Raw genomic sequence first — 2,647 nt, 5'->3', positions numbered from 1 at the left:
TTAACTTCGAAGACCCCTGATGAACCTCGTCGGCCAGCTCCGCGTCGGCGCCCGCATGGCTGACGAAAACTCGTGCCACCATCGCCCCCGGGATTCGCCGTGCACATCCTCAGGAACATTCTAGGCGCCGACGCCCTCGCCGCCCTTGTCACCGAACGGGTGCGATGAGGGCGACTGTGAAAGCACCGTCCAAACGCCGGGTCGCGTGAAGATTGCCCCGCGGTACGACACGTGTCCATCGCGCTGTCGTAGGACGCGTCGGCTTGTCCGGCGGTCCGGTTGCACGCCTGGGACCACTTCATGGCATGCTCGGTTTCGATGACATGAGGATGTGTCGGCCGCTCGTCCCCCGGGACGGCGGGTCTGGGCACCTTCCGCGGCGTCCATGGGGTATATGGATGGACGCCCGGGCATGTCGTCCCGTAGGCCGGGTCCTCATCGTGGAGGTTTGTTGTGAAGCGTGTCGGAGTAATTGTTCTGTTGGTTGCCCTGATTGGTGGCGGGTTCCTCTTCCGTCGTCAGCGCGGCAAGCAGGACGCGTAGCCTCGCGTCGTCCCCCGGGTCGCGGGAGATCCCCCCGACCCGGGCGGCTTGTGACGGTCCGCGACGATCCGGTGTGAACTCGGGGTTGACCCGGAAACGCCGATGTTGCGGCGGGGTGAGCTACCCGATGTCCGGGCATGGCCGACCCTAGACTCCGCCTGTGCATCGGTTTGACGGGCAGACTGCCGATCTCGTCCGCGCGATCTGTGACTTTGCTCGCGTCCGGCTCGGATTCGATCCGGTACCGCTGGACGCGCCATTGTCACGGGACGAGTTGGCGGCAGCGGTGGGATCCACGATCACCGCCGAGGGCATCGGTGGCCGTCGCGTCCTCGAGGTGTTCGACGAGAAGCTGTCCCGCGCCTGCATCTCGACGGATCATCCCCGCAATCTTGCTTTCATCCCGGCCGCCCCGACCAAGGCGGCTGTGTTGTTCGATCTGGTGGTCGGGGCGTCGTCCATCTACGCGGGCAGCTGGATGGAGGGCGCGGGCGCGGTCTTCGCGGAGAACGAGGCGCTGCGATGGCTGTCGGACCTCGCGGGCTTCCCCGCCTGCGCCGGTGGGCTGTTCGTACCGGGGGGCACCGTCGGCAACCTGTCGGCGCTGGCCGCCGCCCGGCATGCCGCCCGGAGTCGGTTGACCGCCGCCGGTCGGCCGATTCCACCGCGATGGCGGTTCGTCTGCGGTGCCGAGGCGCACTCCTCCCTCTACCAGGCCGCCACGGTGCTCGACGCCGAGGTCGTCGTCGTGCCGACGGATGACGCCGGACGGCTGACCGGCCCGCTGTTGGCCGAGGCGTTGGACCGGCTCGCCGAGCAGGGCGGCGCCGAGGCCGTCGACGGCGTGTTCGCGGTGGTGGCGACTGCCGGGACCACTCAGTTCGGCACCGTCGACGACATCCGCGGGGTGGTGGATGTCTGTCAGGCCCGCGGGCTGTGGGTGCATGTGGACGGCGCCTACGGGCTGGCCGCGCTCGCCGCCGCATCGACCCGCTCTCTCTTCGACGGGATCGCCGAGACCGACTCGTTCATCGTCGATCCACACAAGTGGCTGTTCGCGCCGTTCGACGCCTGCGCGCTGGTGTATCGCGATCCGGCGGTGGCCCGGGCGGCGCACGGCCCGCAGCGGGCCGGCTACCTCGAGGTCCTGGATTCGGCGGGGGCCTGGAACCCGTCGGACTATGCCATCGGGCTGTCCCGGCGGGCCCGCGGGCTGCCGTTCTGGTTCTCGCTGGCGACGCATGGCACCTTGGCCTACGGCCAGGCCATTGAGTCCACGCTGGCGACCGCCCGGGCGGCCGTGCTCCAGATCGCCGCGCTGCCTCACCTCGAGCTGGTGCGGGAACCGCAGCTGTCGATCGTGGTGTTCCGTCGGCTGGGTTGGCAGGCCGCGGACTACCGGCGGTGGAGCGAGAACCTGCTGCGGGACGGTTTCGCGTTCGTTCCGCCCACCGTGCACGAGGGCGAGACCGTCGCCCGGTTCGCCATCGTCAACCCGCGGACCACCGTCGACGACATCGGCGCGATCCTCGCCACGATGGCCTGATCCTCGCCACGATGAGCTCCCTCTCCCCGCCGTCCGGTCTTCCCGCCTGTTCGGTCTCCCCGCCGGTTCGGTCTCCCCGCCGGTCCGGGGTACGGGGCGTGCCGCCCGGAGCGGCGCGGGTGGGTCCGACCCGTGCCGCCCGCCCGGGCGCGTGGCTCAGTTGCCGACGCTGAACCGCCGGTTGCGGTGCCGCGGCTTCTCGATCTCGTCGAGGGCCGCGACGGCGAGATCCTCCAGGGAGATGCCCGTGTTGCCCTGGGCGTCCACCACCGGCCGGTCATTGCCGGTGCGGTACCCTCCCCGGGGCTTTCCCTGGCCCACGTTCTGCGGCGGCGGGGTGATGGCGGCCCACCGTACGTTCCGGGCGCCGCGGTAGACGTCGAGCGCGTCGGCCTGGTCAAGAGCGTCCTTGCGCTCGGCGGCCGGGAAGCCCGGGGTGTCTACGAGACGCTGACCGTTCTCGTCCTCCAGGGTCCCCCCGCTGGAGACGTGGAGGATGCTCGGCGCCGGCTCGCCGATGCGCGGCAGGACGTCAACGAGCGTGCGGGCAGCGTTCGC

Annotated in this window: 2 protein-coding genes; one reads left to right on the top strand and one right to left on the bottom strand. The window is 70.3% G+C overall.

Annotated elements, in window-relative coordinates:
* The first annotated feature begins 703 nt into the window (after nucleotides 1-703).
* Complete coding sequence (locus tag ACY45C_RS11325; protein ID WP_462187574.1) at nucleotides 704-2,089, top strand: pyridoxal phosphate-dependent decarboxylase family protein; 1,386 nt, start codon at nucleotides 704-706, stop codon at nucleotides 2,087-2,089.
* A 156-nt stretch (nucleotides 2,090-2,245) separates the two neighbouring features.
* On the opposite strand, the gene ACY45C_RS11320 is transcribed toward ACY45C_RS11325, so the two are convergent.
* Nucleotides 2,246-2,647, bottom strand: a 402-nt coding sequence (locus tag ACY45C_RS11320) for an NAD(P)-dependent oxidoreductase (protein ID WP_462187573.1), incomplete at its 5' end; no start/stop codon positions are given.

This window comes from Frankia sp. CcWB2, assembly GCF_977927585.1.
This window is presented reverse-complemented; position numbering and strand designations above follow the sequence as displayed.